Raw genomic sequence first — 20,605 nt, forward strand, 5'->3', positions numbered from 1 at the left:
GCGGCAGGACATTCTTTTCCAACGGCAAAAGTAATGAATTATTTTTTGATTTGAAGCATTCCGTTGACAGCAATTACTTTGCCTTCGTCCAACAATTCATGTAACACATCGATGAGCATGTTTTTATCGTCCGGTATCTGCTCTGCCAAAGTGGCTGGAGTTTGTTGTTTATCAGATAGGGCTTGAAGAATCTTTTCAGAAAGTTCCTTTTCCGAAAGGTGCCCGGAAGGTTTCTTGTTCTTCAGGCTGATGCAGGTATCACATTGTCCGCAGTCGTGTTCGTTTTGCTCTCCGAAATAGTGCAGTAAAATACGGCTGCGGCACACTGTGTCATTGGTGACGTAATCCAGCATGGCACTTATGCGTTTCTCATATCGCTCTTTGCGTTCCTCGTACACGGCGGGAGAGATTTGCAGGTGGCGCATTTCAACCCTCTCGCGCGTGTATATTATATATGGTGTCTTTTTGCGGGGGATGTAACTGACGATACGCAGCTTGGCTAGGTGGATGAGCTGTTCATACACTTGCCGGCGTGTGAGTCCGGTGCGTATGGCCAGTGAATCTTCATTGATGAAAGCATAATCTGTGAAGACCCCGGTATAGGAACGGAGAATGGTTTGGATGAGTTTGTCCATGTCTTCGCCGAGTTCCCTCAGTCTGTAAAGTTCGTCCCGACGGATAGTGAACAGTAGCCGGGATGCATTGTCTTGTTCGTCTGTATATTCCAGATATCCCGCTTGTGTCAGAATCTTCAAGGCACTGTCCACGGGAACGGGGAAGTACTTGAACTTTCGGCAAAAGTCCTCGATATTGAACTCGCGTACACAGCCTTGCCCGTCGCCCATTGCCATCTGGTAATAGTATTGGAGATGCTCATATACTTCCTTTATATATTCTTTTTCAGGAAAGGTGTCGGGAATGCGTTTGTGCAGTGTTGCCTTGTCCGACTTGGCGTAAAGGACGACCGCGTAGGCTTTTTGTCCGTCCCTTCCGGCACGTCCTGCTTCCTGGAAGTAGGCTTCTATGGAATCGGGCAGATCCATGTGGATGACAATCCGTACATCCGGTTTGTCGATACCCATACCGAATGCATTGGTGGCAACCATGACACGGCTTTCTCCTGTTTGCCAGCGTTGTTGGCGGATGTCCTTGGTGGCGTCATCCAGTCCGGCATGGTAGAAGTCGGCGGTGATGTCTTCGTTGTGCAGCAGTTCGGTGATTTCCTTGGTGCGGCGGCGGTTGCGCACATAGATGATGGCGCTTCCGGGCATACGGCGCAGGATGTGCAACAGCTCTCCCGTCTTATTTTCCGTCTTGCGGACGATATAGGCGAGATTTTTGCGTTCGAAACTCATGCGGAACACATTTTCCTTACGGAAATGCAGGCGGGCCTGGATGTCTTTCACCACTTCCGGAGTGGCGGTGGCTGTCAGTGCCAGCACGGGTACACCGGGTAACAGTGTGCGTATCTCGGCTATCTTCAGATAGGCAGGACGGAAATCGTAACCCCATTGCGATATGCAGTGGCTTTCGTCTACCGTAATCATACTGATTTTCATCTTCTGCAGTTTGGTGCGGAAGATTTCAGTATCGAGCCTTTCGGGGGAGATATAGAGGAACTTGAAATTGCCGAATATACAGTTCTCCAATGTGACGATGATTTCCTGCCTGCTCATGCCCGAGTAGATGGCAAGCGCCTTGATTCCCCGCTTTTTCAGGTTTTGTACCTGGTCTTTCATGAGGGCAATCAACGGAGTGATGACTAGGCAAAGTCCTTCCTGGGCAAGCGCCGGAACTTGGAAAGTGATGGATTTTCCTCCTCCCGTGGGCATTAGTCCCAAAGTGTCCCGTCCCTCGCCGATGCTGTTGATGATGTCTTCCTGGATTCCCCGGAAGGTATCGTATCCCCAGTATTGCTTCAAGAGCCTCACCCCCAACCCACCCCCTCCGGCTCCCCCGTTATCGGGGGAGGGCAATCCCGTAGGGAGAGGAGTTTTGAAGTTACTACTGCTGCTCATGGTCTTATTGAACTTTCTTGCTACTTCTTATCGTTGAATTGATATTCTTTCCTTCTCTATGCTAATAGTAGTGATTACTTATCTTATAGCATCAACCAATTTTCATCATTTCCTTAATATAAGGAGACTATTCTTATTCCCCTCCTGTGGGGGAGGGGTTAGGGGAGAGGCTTTTAATTCGGCTTTATGTCTTCAATCTGCAACTGCACTTCACCCCTCTTATGCGTATTCTCCTCAATGGAATAGCAGATGTCGAAGGAACGTTTGGTCTTGATGAAGCGTACGTGGGAGCTTTGCCCGAAAGCGATGCCGTTCATCACATTGTTCGATTTATTATCCACCAGTTCCAGCTTGATATGTTCCTGGTCGCGTCCTACGACTTTGCTGGTACCATAATCATAGACATTGTGCGTACAGAAAATGGGTTTGGCATTGTCCGGCCCGAATGGATTGAATTTCTTCAGGTCGCTGAAGAATTTCGGAGTGATGTCTCTGAAATCAATCTCGGCATTGATGTCGATGACGGCGCATGTCTGTTCCGGCAGTATGTTTTGTGATACGAACTCTTCAAAACGTTCGATAAAGGCCGGTACATTTTCCACCTTCATGGAAAGACCGGCGGCGTAGGTATGACCTCCGAAGTTTTCCAAAAGGTCGCGGCAGTATTCAATGGCTTTGTAGACATCGAATCCGGAGACGGAACGGGCAGAACCGGTTGCCATGTCATCCGTACGCGTCAGCACTACTGCCGGGCGGTAATAGATTTCCGTCAGCCGGGAGGCTACGATGCCGATGACACCTTTATGCCAGTCTTCATTGTACAATACAATGGACCGGCGGTCGGCAAGTCCATCCAAATCGGCCACAATCTTATTGGCTTCTTCGGTCATGGTCTTGTCCAAGTCCTTGCGGGTCTCGTTGTATTGGTTGATTTGTCCGGCTTTCTCCAAGGCAAGAGAAAAATCTTTTTCGGTAAGCAGGTCAACGGCTTCTTTCCCGTTCTGGATACGTCCGGAGGCATTGATGCGGGGACCTATTTTGAATACAATGTCACTGACGGTGATGTCCTTGTCCGTCAGTCCGCAGACATCAATGATGGCTTTCAGACCTACACTGGGATTGCTGTTCAATTGTTTTAGGCCGTGGTAGGCAAGGATACGGTTTTCACCCATAATGGTACAATATCCGATGCGATGCTGACGGCGCAAAGGTCCAATAGGGGAATCAGGTGATGGAACTCGATGCCATTGTTAATGGCAAATGCCTGCATGAACTTAAAACCTACACCGCATCCGGACAGATGCTCGTATGGATAAGTGTTGTCTTCCCGTTTGGCATTCAGAATGGCTACGGCAGGGGGCAGTACATCATCGGGGACATGGTGGTCGCAGATGATGAAATCAATGCCTTTCTCCTTGGCGTATGTGATTTCTTCGACGGCTTTGATACCGCAGTCCAATACAATAATCAAGCCCACACCACTCTCTGCGGCATAGTCTACTCCTTGGACTGAAACTCCATACCCCTCATTGTAACGGTCGGGGATATAGTAGTCGATGTTCGAATAGAACTGTTGGATAAACTTGTAGACCAATGCCACAGCCGTGGTACCGTCTACGTCATAATCTCCGTAAACAAGAATGCGCTCTTTCTTTCCCATTGCCTTGTTCAGGCGCTCTACGGCTATATCCATATCCTTCATCAGGAATGGGTCGTATAAGTCCGGTAGTTGGGGGCGGAAAAACTTCCGGGCATCCGCTGCCGTTGTTATTCCCCGCTCCACCAGCAATTTTCCCAATATTGGCTAATTCCCAATTCTTGGGCCAGTTGTTGGCTTGCTTCTGCCTGTTCGGGTGTAATGGTTGATAATTCCATTTGTGAGTCATTTTATATATTATTTTTTCTTTTTCTATCTCAAGATGTTGGGGAAGCAGGGGGCCAATACGTGCACTTTTCTCCAACAAGGTGTAAAGGTATGAAAAACTCTTGAAACGGAGGTGAATTCTGCGGAAAAACTTTATAAGTATATGTATTCTCCACTAAAAAACTTTATTTTTGTATCCATCAAAAAAATATTGCTATGCTTGTTTTTATCTCTTGTGCAAAGACCATGGCGGCGCGCTGCTCTGTTGCCGTGCCCGAAGTCACAGTCCCGAAATTCGAAGCGGAGGCTGTGCGGAATGCGTTGGAAATGTCGCAGTATTCAGTATCTGAATTGGGAAGGCTTCTTCGGGTGAATACCCAAATTGCTGCCGAGAACCGTTTGCGTTTCCATGATTTCTGCTCGGAGGAGAATCGTCCGATGCCGGCCGTTTGCGCCTACACGGGAGCTGTTTTTAAACGCATTTTTCCGGAGGATTTCTCGGCGGAGGATTTTCGTTATGCGCAAGAACATCTGCGCATCACTTCTTTTCTTTATGGGTTGCTTCGCCCGCTGGACGGTATCAGACCCTATCGCTTGGAAGGAGATGTCCGCCTGCCCGAAAAAGGTGGAATATCCGTGTTTGATTATTGGAAACCTTTGTTGACGGATTACTTCATAGAGGAAATTAAAGACTGTGGCGGTGTTCTCATTAATTTGGCAAGTGCCGAAATGAAAAATTTGTTTGACTGGAAGCGGGTGGAGCAAGAGGTGCGCGTCATTACGCCCGAGTTTCAAGTCTGGAAGGACGGCCGGCCGAAGACTGTCGTCATCTACGCCAAGATGTGTCGCGGAGAGATGACGCGTTTCATTGTCAAGAACCGTCTGGAGTGTCCTGAGGAGTTGAAATCCTTTTCTTGGGAGGGCTTCGTCTGGGATGAGATACGCAGTACGGAGAATGTATGGCATTTTTCGTCAGGTACATCTGTGTAACCCGTTGGCAGAATTGAACGATGTGGGAAAACCGAGAAACAGAACATTTTCCTATCTGCTCCCTATCTGCTCCCTACCTGCTCCCTATCAGGTCTCTCTATATATACACGGAGCAGATAGGGGGAAAATAGGAGCAGGTAGGCGGAAAACCGAAAAACAGAACAAAAATGTAATGAAAAGGTACGCTACGTTTAGCTCGGATGTTGCTATATGCCGCTTTGGATGTTTGCGCAAAATGAAGAACTAAATACGTAATTTGGGATGGGAGGAAAGAATGAACCCTCTATATTTGCATACGGTAAACTTAAAAGCAATATACTATGAAGAGAAACGGATTAAGAGCAGTTGTTGCATTGGCTTTGACCATATTTCTATTGAATGCTCCGGTTTGTGCTACAACCTCCGGATTGCAGGATACTTGTGCAGAGGCGGGGGGTGAGACTGTGCTGCAGCCGGAGTGGATGAGGATTCTCCATGATACGCTTCCTATATGTAAGATTTCCATTCCCGGTTCACACGATAGCGGTAGCATCAAAGGAGGGCGTATGTTGAAAACGCAAGCAACAGATATTCCTGCCCAATTGCAACAAGGCATCCGTGCTTTCGATATCCGTTTGGAAAAAAAGGATAATAAATTGGGGGTGTTTCACAGCCATGCCTTTCAGGATATATATTGGGAAGATGATGTTTTACCTGCTTTTATACACTTTCTGCAAACATATCCTTCTGAGACTTTGATTGTTTCCTTGAAAAAGGAAGGAGGAGAATTGCGGGATTATGCTTCTCTGCTGTCCGCTTCTTTAAGCAGCCCTGAGTATCAAAGTTATTTCGTGATGGACTTTCGCCCTGAACTGACGCTGAAAGATTGCCGTGGAAAGATTCTTTTCCTGCATAGAGATCATGCTATGGATAATTATCCTGGAGCAGCGTGTGTAGGTTGGGAGGATGACAGTACTTGCCTGCTCACTCTTCGTAATAAAGATGGTAAGGAAGGGGCGGTTCTGCTCGAAGATGAATATCAATATGAATCGGGTGAAGAGGCCGGGCGGAAAGTAGAAACCTGCATCCGCAACCTCGACAATGTATCTGCCGAGCCGGCCTCTTCGCGTCGGTGGGGGATTACTTTCGTAAGTGCTACCGGGCTTCCTTCGGGAACTCCTAAAGCCTTTGCCGATAAGGTGAACAAACCGGTTGCCGACTATTTGAGGAAAGGGGGAAGGCGGATTTGCGGCATTGTCTTCATCGATTTTGTGGGCAAGCCGGACGGAAAGGCATTAGTGGCGTATTTGATAAACAGCAACCGCCTTTGAGAAGAGGCAATGTTTGCGCAAAATGAGGATTAATATGCGCAATTTGCTGTTTTGTCGATTTCCCAATTTCATTAATTTTGTAATTAGAATTAAGAAACCTGTATAATCATATACTATATACTATGAAACTGTCAATAGATTTGGGAGGAACCAATATCCGGATAGCACAAGTGGAACAAGGGAAGTGCCTGAATAAAGAGTCTGTCCCTTGTCCTGCCCAGCAGGATGCCGCAGCGGTGTTAAGCCTGCTTTCCCGTCTTGTCCGTGACATGATGGATGGGCGGGTGGATGGCATCGGTATCGGTGTCCCCTCGATTGTCGATTCCGTGAAGGGGATTGTATATAATGTGGCAAACATAGCTTCCTGGAAAGAGATACATTTGAAGGAGGTCCTGGAGAATGAGTTCGGGCTTCCGGTTGCCGTCAACAATGATTCCAATTGTTTTGCTTTAGGAGAGAACCTGTATGGGGTTGGGAAACCTTATGACAATATGGTGGGCATCACCATCGGGACGGGTATCGGTGCCGGTGTCGTCATTGGCCGCCGCCTGTATGGCGGGCAGTATCTGGGTGCCGGCGAGATAGGTTCGCTGCCTTATCTGGACTCGGACTTTGAGCACTATTGCAGCAGTTTTTTCTTCAGACGCTACAATACTACCGGTGCGGCAGAGGCTGAAAAAGCCCGGCAAGGCGACCCGGCTGCATTGGGGCTTTGGAATGGACTCGGGATGCACTTGGGCAACCTGATGAAAGCGGTCCTTTTCACTTACGCCCCCCAGGCCATCGTTTTGGGTGGAGGAATCGCGGCGGCTTTCCCGTTTTTTAAGGATGCCATGGAGCAGGCTATGCAAAGTTTCCCCTATAAAGTGATATCGGACAAGGTGAAGGTGGAGGTTTCGCAGCAAACGGATTCCAGTCTGCTGGGTGCTTCGGCGCTTTGGGAAAAATGATTTTTGCAACCTTGTAATAACCACGTAATTCTGCCTTCCGACCTTTGTGGCAGAAATATTAGAATCTATATTATAAACTTTAAATTTTAATTGAATGAAACAAGTAAATCTTAGAATCTATCGAACGATTCTGACCCTTTTGGTAGGGCTGTTCTTGTCGGCTGGCGTCTATGCACAGCAGATTTCAGTGAAAGGAACAGTGAAGGATCAGACCGGTGAACCGGTGATTGGTGCCAATGTCCTTGTCAAGGGAACGACGAATGGGGTGATTACGGATGTTGACGGAAAGTTTGCATTACAAACTGCAGAGAAAGATGTTTTGGAAATCAGCTTTCTGGGGTATAAAACTCAGGAGGTAAAGGCCTCGTCGAAGCCCATTACCATAATTTTGCAGGAAGATGCGGAATTGCTTGACGAAGTGGTGGTCATCGGTTATGGAACGAGCCGTAAGGAAGACTTGTCGACCGCGGTCTCTACAGTGAAAATGGATGATAAACTGAAAAGCCGTCCCGCGAATCTGGGTTCTTATTTGCAAGGGCAAATGCCGGGGGTCATGATACAATCCAATGGCGGAGACCCGCTGTCTGATGTTTCCCTGTCTATCCGTGGACGCGGTTCGCGTGGTACGGACGACAGCTATAACAGTGGTGATGGTGTGCTCTATGTGGTCGACGGCGTGCCGGGAGCACCTTTCAATATGGAAGATGTGGAAAGCATCACTGTGCTGAAAGACGCCGCTTCTGCTGCCATTTATGGTGCCAGCGTAGGTTCGGGCGGTGTGGTTGTGGTAACCACCAAGCAGGCTTCCGCAGGCAAGGTGAAGGTGAACATCAACATTTCCAAGAGCTTTAAGAACGCTGTGAACCTGCCTGAAACGCTGACTGCCGAAGAGTATAACAGAATCTGGGCTGACGCTTGTGCCGCTACCGGCGACCCTCTCCACGCTTCCAGAAACCCGGAGATTTTCCCTTATGGCAACGTTACCCGCACGGACTGGATGGATGCCATCTTCCGCACCGGCTCGCTGGAACACTATGCCCTCTCTCTGTCGGGGGGTAGCGATACGATGAAAGGCTTTGCTTCGTTTGCTTACGACGACGACAAGGGTGTGCTCCTCAATACCTACGCCCGCAAGTTCTCTGCCAAGGCTAATCTGGATTTCCAGGTGGCAAAGTGGCTGAAGGTGAGCGAGCGTGTCAGCTATGAATATAAGAACGGACAGGGTAGCGTGGGTACCGGCCACGAAGGTGTGCTCAATCAGGCTGTCTTCTTCCCCCGTTCGGCAAGCGTATACGACTATGACAAGGAGGGCAAGTTGATGATTGACGAAAAAACCGGTAGGCCGCTTTATCACGGTACCATCCCCCGTTGGGCTTCTTCAGAAGGCATCAACAGCCCTTATGGCGAGATGCGCAACCCCGTTGCTATGTTGGAACGTCTCGACCAGATGCGTCCTTCCAACCGCATCTACTCTACAACTTCGCTTGAGTTGAAGCCGCTTTCAGGCCTTACGGTGAAGAGTGACTTTACTGCCGGAATCGACATTCGTACGGAAGACATCTTCAATTGCCGTGTTCCCGAAATCGGTCGCCCCAACTCTGACAACTCCCGCGACAAGACCAATACCTGGAACAGCAAGCTTTTGTGGGAAACTACAGCCACTTATGCCAAGGTGTTTGCCGACAAGCATCACTTCAGTCTCATGGCGGGTTACTCCATGAGCTACGAAAAGTATAAATATGACGCTTACTACACTACCGGCTACGTCAATGAGGATCGTCACTCCATTACCAACGGCCAGGCAGGCGAATGGAGCAAATTCCAGCCGGAGGAAAACATCTGGGAGGAAAGTATGCTGTCGGCATTCGCTCGTTTGGGTTACTCTTACGAAGACCGCTACTTCCTTACTGCCAGTGTGCGTCGCGATGCCACTTCCAAACTCTATAAGGACAATAACTCGGGCGTGTTCCCCGCATTCTCGGCTTCCTGGAAGATTTCTTCCGAAGAGTTCTTCGAACCTTTGAAGAACGTGGTGAACTTGCTGAAAGTCCGCGGAAGCTGGGGGCAGGTAGGTAACGTGGCATTGGTTCCGCGCTACTCTTGGAATGTGCCTCTGAATGAAACCGACTGGGCGATGATTTATGGTAAAGATTTGAACAACATTATATATGGTGGTGTATATGCCGGTTCTATCGGTACGAAAGACTTGAAGTGGGAAACCACCGAGCAGTGGGGCGTAGGTTTGGACATGGGCTTGCTTGACAACAGCCTGAACCTTACTGTGGACTACTTTAACAAACGCACGAAAGACCTTATCGAGGTGGTGCCCGTTCCTTCGGTGGCAGGTATCTCTGTTTCTCCTTACGGCAACGTGGGCGATGTGGTGAACCGTGGTTGGGAATTCGGTTTGAGCTACAGCAAGAAAATAGGTAACGTGACATTCGGTGTAAACGGTAACCTTTCTACCGTTCACAATGAAGTGCTTGACCTGGGCAACCTTGAATTCATGCAACACAATGTGGTAATCAATAGCCTTACCCCATTGCGCTCCGCCGTGGGACATCCTTGGTATTCTTATTACGTGCTGAAGACCGAAGGGATTTTCCAGAGCCAGGAAGAGATAGACAACTTCACTTGGAGAGACCCCGAAACGGGCATCAAGCAAAAAGTGCAACCCAATGCCAAGCCCGGTGACTTCAAGTATGTGGACTTCAACAACGACGGCAAGATTACCGATGAGGACAAGCAATACTTGGGCAGCTATATGCCTAAGATTACTTTCGGCTTTGGCGGCAACTTGCAGTGGAAAGGCATTGACTTCAGCTTCCAATTCCAAGGTGTGGGAAAATCCACCGTTTACAACGGCTTCAAGCAGATGGGTTACACCGGTCGCGGACAGGGTGGCAATATGCTTGCCGACGTGAAGAACTCCTGGGAATATAACAAGACTTCAGGCGTGCCCAGAATCGGCTTGATTTCCGACCCTAACGGAAACTACAACAGCTTGAACGACTTCTTCCTGGAAGATGCCAGCTACCTCCGTCTGAAGAATGTTACCATCGGCTACACATTGCCCGGCAATGTGATGAGAGCCATCGGTCTGCCGGGCAGCACGGCCCGTTTCTATCTGAACGGCGAAAACCTCTTTACGGCTACCGATTATAGCGGTATCGATCCTGAAGTAGGAAACTTCGGTATTGATGGCGGTACATATCCTGTGTCACGTTCTTTCAGCATCGGATTTAACTTTAGTTTCTAAATGAAAATCAAACCTCAAAAACAGTATATTGAAATGAAAAAATATAAAAACATAGCATTGTCGCTCTTGCTGGGCTTTTCGTTGACCGGTTGTAGTGATTTTCTGGAATTCGATCCCTATGGATTGGAGGGAAGTACCAGTTTCTGGAAAACAGAAGAAGATGTGGAAAAGGCATTGAATGCTTTCCATGAGTTCACTTACCAAGAAGGAGTGACGGGGCGCGGATTCATGTGGCTTGAGAATTGTAGCGACAATATGGTGACCGGTCGTTCACAGAGTGAGGCGCAGGCCATCAAGAATTTCCAAATGACCCCGGAAAACGGTCGCGACCAAAAAGACAATTGGCCGTGGATGTACCGCATCATTGCCCGTGCCAACGATGTGTTGCGCAATGTGCCCGACATGTCCATCTCCGGGAGTGTAAAGAACCGCGCCATCGGTCAGGCACGCTTCTACCGTGGTTTCTGCTATTTGTGGCTGGCTCCTTGGTATGGCGACAACGGTGTGAACGGCGGTATTCCTATCGTAACGGAAAAAACGCCGACTGCCGAAATAGACCAACTGCGTCCGACTTCGGTGCTTGCCAACTATGACATGATTATAGAAGACATGCGCGCTGCCGCCGATTTGCTTCCCTATTTGTCCGAAATGGCCAACGAAGACTATGGTCGTCCTCACAAGGCTGCATGCTGGGCATTTGCAGCTCGTGCGGCACTTTACGCTTCGCAGTTCGATGCTAAGTATTACGACACGGTTATCGAGATGTGCGACAAGGTGATGGGCATGACAGGCGCGGATAAACGTGGCCTCTATCCCGACTTTGCCCGTCTGTGGCGCGAAGAGAACAACTTCTGCGAAGAATACATCTTCTCGTTGCTGGGTAATGCAGTGGAAGGTCCTAAATTCCATGGCATGTCGTTTGAGAACGGTGGCTGGGGATTGTATAATACGTGGGGGTACTTCCAGCCTACGCTTGAGCTTTACAACGCTTACGAAGCAGGTGACGAGCGCCGTGACGCTACTATCCTTTATCCGGGCGACCACATCCGGTTTGTGGGACAGGATGTTACATGGGCGGTAGGCTCATGGGCTACATCAAGCACGTCAGGCTTGACCTGGAGAAAATTCATGTCTCCTTGGGAAAACGCCGATGTATAGGAAAAAAAGTGAATTCCAATATGAACGATGCCAGCAACGTACTGGCACTTGCCTTATCCGTTATGCCGACATTCTGCTGATGAAGGCAGAAGCCCTTATCTGGAAGAACGGCGAAGGTGATGCCGAGGCCAAGTCTCTGCTGAATCTGATTCGCAAGCGTGCCGGATTGCCTGAAAACAGCCAAGCCACCAAGGTGCAATTGAAGAACGAACGCCGTTGTGAACTTGCATTTGAGTTCCAACCCAGCCGCCACCTTGACCTCGTGAGATGGCACGATGCACAGGAAGCTTATGCCAAGCCGTTGCATGGGGTGAAGACCACTACTAACCCTGACGGCTCATTTAATGTGCAGGAGGTTGAAATCTGGCCTGCACGTACATTCAATCCGAATGTAAACCATGTGTTCCCGATTCCTGCCAAAGAGGTGGCAAACAGCAAGAACTTGAAGCAGAATGTTTATTAATGTTTAAATAAATCAATAAAATGAATACGAGATTTTATCCTTATATCATATTGGTGCTCTTCGTGATGGTCTTTGGGGGATTTTCCTCCAAAGCCAAGGCGCAGGACAACCGGTTTAAAGTGATTACTTTCAATGTCCTGTCCTTCGAACAGGAGGATAAATGGGGGGAGCGTAACTCTTTTGATGTGACTCCTTATTCCGACTTCTTGAAAGATGAAAATGCGGACTTTATCATACTCAATGAGGTGGAGAACAGAAGTTCCCGCCAGATGAGAGATGGAAAATATATAGATAAAGTGCAGGAAATTGCCGATAAGTTGGGTATGTTTGCCATCTATGGCTACTCTTACAACCTGAATAACAAGCAGGGACAAAACCCCGAAGAGAACTATACCTATTGCATGAACGAGCTTTATGGTAACGCCATTTTGAGCAGATACCCTATTATCGCTTCTCGTACAATGCAGCTTCCCCGTCCGGCAGGTTCTTCTGACCAGCGTGGTGCCGTGGTTGCCGAGGTGGCGTTGCCTTCGGGCGACATCATTGCTGTGGTTGCCACTCACTTCGACCATACCGGAGGGCAGCAGGAACAGGCAGAAGCATTGATTGCATTCTTGAACGATACCAAGGTGCCTGCTCTTCTGGCCGGTGACTTGAACGTTTATCCCAGCGCTTCGCCCATAGGGCTTATTGGAACTAAATTTGACCAGGTAGGAAACCATTGGGTAGATTATATCTTTGCTTCCAAAGGCGGCTGGAATAAAATTAGTGAAAAGTCAGTGGATGCAGGAAAGCTTTCTGACCATGATCCGGTAATAGTTGAGGTTGAACTTAAAAAGTAATACGATAACGATATGAAAAAGAATATATTATATACATTCGCCGCACTGGGGTTCTGCTCAGTACTGGCAGGCTCCTGCATCGCAGAGGACCTTGGAGTGGGCAATATCAAGCAGGAAGAGAACGCTAACTCCGACTGGAATAAAACCAGAAGCGTGGAAGTCCACTTTTTGTCGGCACTGAATGACGCCAACATCGGGGAAACCGATGCGATTGTCAATCATATCAACGCGTTGGGCGAGGATTGTTCCATTGGTGTGATAGACCGTGCGGACGTAAGCGGTGGCAGCAATGTGGCCACTCATATCTCTTTTGCCACCAGCCGTTTTCCCGGTTATGCATTGAATAAGGTTGTTAAGAATGGAAATGGCATTGCTACGGAAGGCTCTCTCATCTTGTACAATCACAAGAACAATGCTGAAGAAGGATTCAAGGTGAGTAACGATTGCTTCATCAAGTTTATCAGCATTATGTGCAAGAGTATGGTGAAGGAGAACCAGAAGGACATATTGGTGCCTTTCGCTACGGCACGTTTTAGCTCTAAAGAGCAGATAAATGCTGCAAAATCGGCACTGGGAACCGTTGTGGACAGCAGGCACAATGGTGTGTTGATTGGTACTGTGAAAAGCAATCTTGTGGAGGACTTGAAGAGTGTTGCAGAGTCCATTAGCAACGTAAAGTTTAGCCAAGCTGATATTGCAGCCGGAGAATATGCTATCTTTATGGTTGCAGACAAATCGTGGGTTCTTCGTGAGACTACCACAAATTCAGTGTCCGGCAATGTGAAAGATTATTGTCTGGCCATTGAACCGGGTGTGGAATGATAAAATAGACCTCATTGCCATTGGTCTGATCTGCAAGGGTTGGTGTGCGTGGCATATCGGCTCTTGCAGAATTTTTTTATATGGGAAGGTTTTGTTGTCTTTCCTCTGAAGAAAAAAATGATTTCTTTATTATGGCGGTGTAAAAAACTCATGCTTTTTATGTACTTTTGTGTCTGTAAGAGTAGGAAAACATCGTAAACAATAACTTGAAAAACATTCATCTCAATGAACTTGAAAGAACTTCTGTATGCCGTTTTTGTCGGTGTAGTGTGTGGGGCTTGTTCGTCCGATGTGAAACAGCCTGTTGATTGCGTAGACCCGTTCATCGGTACCGGCTTCCACGGACATACCTATCCGGGGGCGACTGTGCCTTTCGGGGCAGTGCAACTGAGTCCCGACACGCGTGCCGGAAACTGGGATGCCTGTGCGGGGTACCACTATGACGACACCACTTTGAAGGGATTTTCGCATACCCACCTCAGCGGCACCGGCTGCATTGACTTGGGCGACGTCCTGTTTCGCCCCACTACACAAAAGCCGGACTTGACGGTCGAAACGCTTTGTCCTCCTGCGGCTTTCAGCCATAAGGAAGAGGAGGCTTCCGCCGGATATTATTCCGTCGTGCTGAAAGAAGAAGGCATAAAGGCAGAACTGACGGCAACCGCCCATGCCGGTGTGCACCGCTACACATTCCCCGCTGGAAAGGAAGCGGCTGTCATCATCGACTTGGCACACCTGCTCGATAACGAACATATCTATGAAGCTACACTGGAACAGACGTCCGACCATGAGATTGCCGGTATGCGCCGCACTAGGGGATGGACGGATAACCAGTATGTCTATTTCGTGGCGCAATTCTCTAAACCTTTTAAGACGGTGGACTTTGTGCAGGAACGGAAACCGGTTGCTGCACAGGCAAAATTGACCGGTACCCACTTGCAGGCTTGCTTGGCTTTTGACAACAGCGACGGAGAACCGTTGGTGGCAAAAGTCGGGCTGTCCGTTGTCAGCGAAAAGAATGCACGTGAAAATTTGGAATCCGAAGTGGCAGATTTCGATTTCGATGCCGTGCGCAGTGCTGCCCGTACTGCTTGGGAACAGGCACTCTCCACCATTGCGGTAGAAGGCGGCAATGCGGACGACAGGAAGATTTTCTATACGGCTTTGTATCATTCGATGGTGGTGCCCAATGTGGTGAGCGATGTGAATGGTGAGTATCGCCGTCACGACATGACGACAGGCAGGATGCCCGAGGGCAGGAAGCATTACTCCACTTTCTCCTTGTGGGACACTTTCCGTGCTTGGAATCCGCTGATGACACTACTCGATGCCGGATTGGTGAATGACATGGTGAACTCTTTCCTGGATATTTATGACGCTTCGGGCGAACTTCCCATCTGGCCCCTTTCTGCCGGGGAGACGGGGACGATGATAGGCTATCACTCCGCTTCTGTCATAGCAGATGCTTATCTGAAAGGCATTCGTGGGTTTGATGCCGAGAAAGCGCTGGAAGCAATGGTAGCCTCTGCCGAGAAGAACGAAAAAGGGGCGGACTACTATGTGCGGAACGGTTTCATCCCCTCGAACATCAAGCGGGAATCTATTTCTTGCCTGCTGGAATTTGCCTACGATGACTGGTGCATAGCCCGCATGGCGCAAGAGATGGGGAAAGAAGATATTTGCAAGACATTCATTGCACGTTCGCAAAACTATGTGAATGTGTTTGATGGGGCTACCAAGTTTTTCCGTCCCAAACGGATGGATGGCAATTGGGAAGCACCGTTCAAGCCGTTGGCGGTGGGACGTGCCTATACGGAGGCCACTGCCTGGCAATATCGTTTCTTTGTGCCGCATGATGTGAACGGCATGATGCAGCTGTTTGGCGGCAAGGATGAGTTTGTAGTGGCACTCGATTCCATATTCTCTTCGGACTTGAAGCTGGAAGGGGAACTTTCGGACATCACCGGCTTGATAGGCCAGTATGTGCATGGCAATGAGCCGAGCCATCATATCGCTTATCTGTATGACTATGTCGGCCAGCCTTGGAAAACCCAGGAGCTGACACGCCGGTTGCTGCGTGAGATGTATGCACCCACTCCCGAAGGCATCATCGGTAACGAAGATTGCGGGCAGATGTCGGCATGGTACATCCTTTCAAGTCTGGGCTTCTATTCCGTGTGTCCCGGTAGCAATGAATTTGCACTGACCACGCCGCTGTTTGATAAGGCGGTGATAAGGCTGGCCAACGGAAAGACATTGTCTGTGCTTGCCAACAATCCGGAAAAGAATATCTACGTAAACAAGGTAGAACTGAATGGAGAAGCCATAGAGGGTAACTTCATTACCTATGAACAGCTGATGGAAGGGGGCGAATTGCGTTTTACGCTGACAGACAAGCCGGACATGTCCCGGGGAGTTTCGGAAGAATCGGCACCTTACTCTTATACGAAAGAAAAGGTGGTATCTGTGCCATACGTGGACAAAGACCTGAATCTGTTTATGGACAAGATTACGGTAGCACTGGCCACGGTAACGGCAGGAGCGGAAGTGAGATATACGCTGGATGGAAGCGAACCTACAGAACTGTCACCGCTCTATGAGAAGCCGCTGGAACTGGATAGGACGACTCCCATAAAGGCGAAAGGGTTCAAGGACGGATTCCGCCCAAGCCATACACTCTCCATCATGGCCACCAAGGCTGAGATGAAACCGGCACTTGCCGTCCGTCCTGTGCGGAACGGCACATCCTACAAATATTTCGAGGGTACTTACCGGAAGGTGGCGGATATAGAGAAGAGTCCGTTACTTGACACCGGTATCATGGCAGAACCTTCCATCAAGGAGGCACGTCAGGAAGACCACTTCGGCTATATCTTCTCCGGCTTGATAGAGGTGCCCGAAGATGGAATCTACACCTTTATGACTCGTTCGGATGATGGCAGCGTATTGTACATTGATGATGAGATGGTGGTGAATAACGATGGTTCGCACGCCGCTATTCCTGCTACGGGGGCTGTGGCACTGAAGAAAGGATTCCATGCTTACAAGCTGTATTACTTTGAGGATTACGAAGGAGAAGAGCTGGGTTGGGGCTGGAAACTTCCTTCGGCACAGGAGCTGTCACCTATTCCTGCTTCTGCATTGTATGTGAAATAGTCAAAAAACAGATAACCATGAAGAAAATAGCTTTATTACTTTTCCCGCTTCTGCTCGCATCGTGCGGACAGGAGAAACAGGACAAGCCTGCCGTACAGGAATCTACTATGAATGTGATGTCTTTCAATATAAGGTATGACAATCCGGAAGACAGCCTGAACAATTGGCAGTACAGGAAAGACCGTGCGGCCAATGCCATCCGCTTTTATGATGCGGACATTGTGGGCACGCAGGAGGTGCTGCACAACCAGTTGCAGGACTTGCAGCAGCGCCTTCCGGATTATGGAGTGATAGGTGTGGGTCGCACAGATGGTAAGGAAAAAGGAGAATATAGCGCGCTCTGGTATAAGAAAGAGCGTTTTGAGGTACTTGATTCCGGCACATTCTGGCTGAGCGAAACGCCCGAAGTGGCAGGTTCCAAAGGTTGGGACGGTGCTTGTGAACGTGTTGCCTCATGGGCGAAATTGAAGGACAAGGTTTCGGGCAAGGAGTGCCTGGCCATGAACACGCACTTGGATCATGTGGGCGTTGTGGCACGCCGCGAGGGAATCAGCCTTATCTTGAATAAAGTGAAAGAATTGGGTAACGGGATGCCGGTGGTGCTGACCGGAGACTTTAACTCTACACCGGAGTCGGATGTCATCAAGCATATCACCAACCCGGAAGACCCGGGACATCTGACGGATGCACGCACGGTGTCGCCCGTGGTATATGGACCTGCATGGAGTTTCCACGATTTCGGCAGCATTCCCTACGAACGTCGTTCACTGATAGATTATGTGTTTGTGGGCAACGGATGGAAAGTGCTGAAATATGGTGTGCTGGCCGAGACGGAAAACGGGGCTTTCTTGTCGGACCATGCTCCGGTGCTGGTGACGGTAGAATGAAATGATATGTCGTAATTCACCACAGAGGACACAGAGTTTTTTTGAATTATGAATTAAGAGAAGAATTTGTGTCAATCTGGAAATTTGTGGTGAAAAATAAAAAATAAAAAGATGAAAAGAATAGCAAAGATAAGTGTATGGGCACTTTTGGCAATCGTGTTGCTGCCCGTTGGAACATCGGCACAAAGCCGCCGTGACAAAGAACAGACCTACGTGTTGGAACAACCGTATGAAGTGACCAAAATAACACCTCCGCAAGGCAAGAAGGTGAAGAACGTCATCCTGATGATTGGCGACGGGATGAGCTTGATGCACGTCTATTCGGCATGGACGCAAACAGGGGAAAGCTTTTTCTGGACAACTGCCAGGCGGTGGGTTTGTCTAAGACTTATTGTGCCGACAAGCTGATTACGGACTCCGGTGCCGGAGGAACGGCGATTGCCACCGGACAAAAGACCAATTACCACTATGTGGGAGTGGATACGGAAGGGCGACCTTTGAAATCTCTGATTGATTTGGCTTCGGAAAAAGGAAAATCAACGGGTCTGGCAGTGACCTGCCGCCTGTGGGATGCCACTCCTGCCGACTTCTGCTGTCACAACAAGGACAGGGATGCAGAAGAGGATGTGGTGACGGGATATGTGGATTGCAAGGCCGACTATGTGTTTGGTGGCGGTGCACAATACTTCGAGAACCGGAAGGACGGACGCAATTTGTTTGAAGAACTGCGTACGAAGGGCTTCCAGACACCCCGCACTTGGGACGAACTGGCGGCTATAGGGAGTGGCAAGGTGTTTGCAGTGCCTTATCCAAAGGATACACCTCTTCCGGCAGAGCGTGGCGACCTCTTGGCGCGTGCATCCTTGAAAGGTATCGAATTACTGAATCAGAACAAGAAAGGGTTCTTCATGATGATAGAGGGCTCGCAGTTGGATGATTACGGACATTTCAACGACCTGGACTTGCTGATGCAGGAAACGCACGACTTTGACCGTACCATCGGAGCTATCTATGAATGGGCTGCCAAGGACGGCGAAACGCTGGTTGTAGTGACGGCCGACCATGAAACCGGAGGACTTACGCTTGTGGACGGCGATTTGAAACAAGGCAAGATTGTCTGCAAGTTTTCCACCGGCAGCCATAGCGGTGTGATGGTGCCTGTATATGCTTTTGGTCCCGGAGCGGAAGATTTTACCGGAATCTATGAGAATACGGCCATCTTTGATAAAATAAAGAAGTTGCTTAAATTATAACCAAATAACTCTATTTCCCATGCTGAAACATGTTTTATTGGCAGGTCTGTTGTCGCTCTCGGCGGGTTCGTCGCTCAATGCCCAGAGCTGTGGCAATGATGAAAAGTATCATTTGCCTTATAAAAATACGTATGTAAAAGAACCGTTGGTCACAGAAAACGAATATCGTGTGGCAAAACCTGAGACGATTGTGCCGAAAAGCTTCGAGGAAGCCCGGCAGATTCTTCCCAATCCCATTTGGGGCGGACACGAGAAAGAACTTGAAATGTATTGGAAGGCATGGGAAATAGCTATCGGCAATATCCGTGCTCCTCAAGCAGGCTCGGGTTTTGTCTCAAGCTATTTGGATACAGCTTATAATGGTAATATCTTTATGTGGGATTCCTCTTTCATTCTGATGTTTGCCCGTTATGGTACCCGTTTCTTTCCTTTCCAGAATACGCTGAACAACTTTTACGCCAAGCAGCATCCCGACGGTTTCATTTGCCGTGAAATAAAGGCGGATGGTGCCGATTGCTTCGAACGCTATGATCCGGTGAGTACCGGACCGAACTTGATGCCTTGGTGTGAGATGGTCTATTTCCATCAGTTTGGTGATACGGAACGCCTGCACAAGATATTTCCGGTACTTTGTGCTTATTATAAGTGGCTGAAATTGAACCATACCTGGAGAAATGGAACCTACTGGTCAAGCGGATGGGGAACCGGTATGGATAATATGCCCCGTGTTCCGTCGGAATATAGCCCTATCTACAGTCACGGGCATATGATTTGGCTGGATACAAACCTACAGCAATTATTTACTGCCAATTTACTACTTGAGATGGGATTTTATCTGGAACGTTGGCAAGAGATAGAAGAGTTTGAAGACGAAGCAAGATGCTGGGAAAATATATCCACGACAATCTTTGGGATGAAAAGACCGGTTTCCTCTACGACCAGTATGCTGACGGTACGCTCTGTACAACCAAGGGAATAGGTGCCTATTGGGCTCTGTTTACTGATGTATTGGATTCTGTACAGTTGGACCGCATGGTGAAGGAATTGGATAATCCTGCCACATTCAACCGGAAACACCGTATTCCTTCTTTGTCTGCCGATAATCCCAAGTACAAGGAGAATGGCCGTTATTGGCAGGGTGGCGTATGGCCGGGAACTAATTACATGGTGATGCAGGGTCTTGTGCAGAAAGGTTATGGTAAACTGGCACGGGAGATTTGTTTGAATCATTATGCCCAGGTATTTGAGGTCTATAAGAAGACTGGAACTTTTTGGGAATATTATGCTCCGGAAAGTGCTGAGCCGGGATTTATGGCAAGGGATAATTTTGTGGGTTGGGCAGGACTTCCTCCTATTGCCGAATTGATAGAATTTATTATCGGTATTCGGGGAGATTATGCCAAAAAGCAGATTATCTGGGATATGAATTTGACGGAGACTAACGGCATAGAACGCTATCCTTTTGGTCCCGAAGGGCTTATCTCCTTAAAAGCTGAGGCACGCCGTTCGGCAAGTGATGAACCTCGTATTACAGTAGATTCCAATATCGATTTTGAACTGTGTGTACTCTATGGTGGAAAAGAGAAAAAGATAAATGTGACATCCGGTAAGCATACCTATTAAAGAAGACATC

At 48.6% G+C, this 20,605-nt stretch carries 11 protein-coding genes and 3 pseudogenes; 12 read left to right on the forward strand and 2 right to left on the reverse strand.

From position 1 onward, the window contains the following. Window positions 1-38: 38 nt before the first annotated feature. Window positions 39-2,018 carry a RecQ family ATP-dependent DNA helicase gene (locus JCM16496_RS10035; RefSeq protein ID WP_244440302.1) on the reverse strand — a complete coding sequence of 660 codons (1,980 nt, stop codon included), beginning with the start codon at window positions 2,016-2,018 and terminating at the stop codon, window positions 39-41. Between the two features lie 173 nt (window positions 2,019-2,191). Then, window positions 2,192-3,904: pseudogene (gene recJ / locus JCM16496_RS10040) on the reverse strand (single-stranded-DNA-specific exonuclease RecJ). Window positions 3,905-4,098: 194 nt separating this feature from the next. On the opposite strand from recJ, the gene yaaA reads away from it, so the two are divergent. The 12 genes and pseudogenes from yaaA to JCM16496_RS10095 all read left to right on the forward strand — a co-directional run bounded on the left by yaaA (window position 4,099) and on the right by JCM16496_RS10095 (window position 20,595). After that, the gene (yaaA, locus tag JCM16496_RS10045; RefSeq protein WP_025834034.1) at window positions 4,099-4,872 is read left to right on the forward strand and encodes a peroxide stress protein YaaA; all 774 of its coding nucleotides are present in this window, start codon (window positions 4,099-4,101) and stop codon (window positions 4,870-4,872) included. A gap of 320 nt (window positions 4,873-5,192) precedes the next feature. Further along, window positions 5,193-6,182, forward strand: coding sequence for a phosphatidylinositol-specific phospholipase C (locus tag JCM16496_RS10050; RefSeq protein ID WP_025834036.1), 990 nt, complete (start codon window positions 5,193-5,195; stop codon window positions 6,180-6,182). A 122-nt stretch (window positions 6,183-6,304) separates the two neighbouring features. Beyond that, window positions 6,305-7,132 carry an ROK family protein gene (locus tag JCM16496_RS10055; RefSeq protein WP_025834037.1) on the forward strand — a complete coding sequence of 276 codons (828 nt, stop codon included), beginning with the start codon at window positions 6,305-6,307 and terminating at the stop codon, window positions 7,130-7,132. A 94-nt stretch (window positions 7,133-7,226) separates the two neighbouring features. Continuing rightward, window positions 7,227-10,391, forward strand: coding sequence for a SusC/RagA family TonB-linked outer membrane protein (locus JCM16496_RS10060; RefSeq protein ID WP_119957960.1), 3,165 nt, complete (start codon window positions 7,227-7,229; stop codon window positions 10,389-10,391). Between the two features lie 33 nt (window positions 10,392-10,424). Beyond that, window positions 10,425-11,549, forward strand: a complete 1,125-nt coding sequence (locus JCM16496_RS10065) for a RagB/SusD family nutrient uptake outer membrane protein (protein WP_244440303.1) — start codon at window positions 10,425-10,427, stop codon at window positions 11,547-11,549. After that, window positions 11,542-12,012, forward strand: coding sequence for a RagB/SusD family nutrient uptake outer membrane protein (locus tag JCM16496_RS23680; protein WP_244440304.1), 471 nt, complete (start codon window positions 11,542-11,544; stop codon window positions 12,010-12,012). Before JCM16496_RS10065 ends, JCM16496_RS23680 begins: the two co-directional genes overlap by 8 nt. Window positions 12,013-12,032: 20 nt before the next feature. Further along, window positions 12,033-12,854, forward strand: coding sequence for an endonuclease/exonuclease/phosphatase family protein (locus JCM16496_RS10070; RefSeq protein WP_025834039.1), 822 nt, complete (start codon window positions 12,033-12,035; stop codon window positions 12,852-12,854). A gap of 12 nt (window positions 12,855-12,866) precedes the next feature. Continuing rightward, window positions 12,867-13,676, forward strand: coding sequence for a hypothetical protein (locus tag JCM16496_RS10075; protein WP_025834041.1), 810 nt, complete (start codon window positions 12,867-12,869; stop codon window positions 13,674-13,676). Window positions 13,677-13,901: 225 nt separating this feature from the next. Then, the gene (locus JCM16496_RS10080) at window positions 13,902-16,832 is read left to right on the forward strand and encodes a GH92 family glycosyl hydrolase (protein WP_025834043.1); all 2,931 of its coding nucleotides are present in this window, start codon (window positions 13,902-13,904) and stop codon (window positions 16,830-16,832) included. A 17-nt stretch (window positions 16,833-16,849) separates the two neighbouring features. Further along, entirely contained in the window at window positions 16,850-17,719 is an 870-nt protein-coding gene (locus JCM16496_RS10085) for an endonuclease/exonuclease/phosphatase family protein (protein WP_025834044.1), read from the forward strand. Window positions 17,720-17,830: 111 nt separating this feature from the next. Then, window positions 17,831-18,972, forward strand: a pseudogene (locus tag JCM16496_RS10090) (alkaline phosphatase). Window positions 18,973-18,991: 19 nt separating this feature from the next. Beyond that, window positions 18,992-20,595: pseudogene (locus JCM16496_RS10095) on the forward strand (MGH1-like glycoside hydrolase domain-containing protein). The last annotated feature ends 10 nt before the right edge of the window (window positions 20,596-20,605 follow it).

The organism is Bacteroides rodentium JCM 16496, assembly GCF_000614125.1.
Lineage (GTDB): Bacteria > Bacteroidota > Bacteroidia > Bacteroidales > Bacteroidaceae > Bacteroides > Bacteroides rodentium.